Here is a 514-nt window from a genome sequence, read left to right as displayed (position 1 = left end):
CGGCTTGGTCCGCTCGAATTTACCTTTGGCCATTTTCGACTCCTAACAGGATTTCCGTACCTTGCGCCGCGCGCAAACATTCTAGGCTTACTGCTGGTGCCCATGGGCAGGATCGAACTGCCGACCTCTCCCTTACCAAGGGAGTGCTCTACCACTGAGCCACATGGGCGCAACCATCTTGATGCTGGAGCGGGTGAAGGGAATCGAACCCTCGTCATAAGCTTGGAAGGCTTCTGCTCTACCATTGAGCTACACCCGCACGGGCCTGATTCCCTACCGCACACTACTTTAAAATTCTGGTGGAGGAGGTTGGATTCGAACCAACGTAGGCGTAAGCCAACAGATTTACAGTCTGCCCCCTTTAGCCACTCGGGCACCCCTCCGCAGAGAACTATCGATTATGGGGGAGCAACACGACTATGTCAAGCCCTACGTGTCATTCACACCAATGAGTGTTCTCACTTATAGTGAACGCTCATTCGACCCAGCCAAACGCAAAAACCCCACCTTTGCG

At 53.7% G+C, this 514-nt stretch carries 3 tRNA genes; all 3 read right to left on the bottom strand.

Annotated features, from left to right (window positions below):
• Positions 1–94: 94 nt before the first annotated feature.
• Positions 95–169: transfer RNA gene (locus BG61_RS38875), tRNA-Thr, on the bottom strand.
• A gap of 16 nt (positions 170–185) precedes the next feature.
• A tRNA-Gly gene (locus BG61_RS38870) sits at positions 186–259 on the bottom strand.
• 38 nt (positions 260–297) lie between these two features.
• Positions 298–383 (bottom strand) — tRNA-Tyr (locus tag BG61_RS38865).
• Positions 384–514 lie beyond the last annotated feature (131 nt).

It is taken from the genome of Caballeronia glathei, assembly GCF_000698595.1.
GTDB lineage: Bacteria > Pseudomonadota > Gammaproteobacteria > Burkholderiales > Burkholderiaceae > Caballeronia > Caballeronia glathei.
This window is presented reverse-complemented; position numbering and strand designations above follow the sequence as displayed.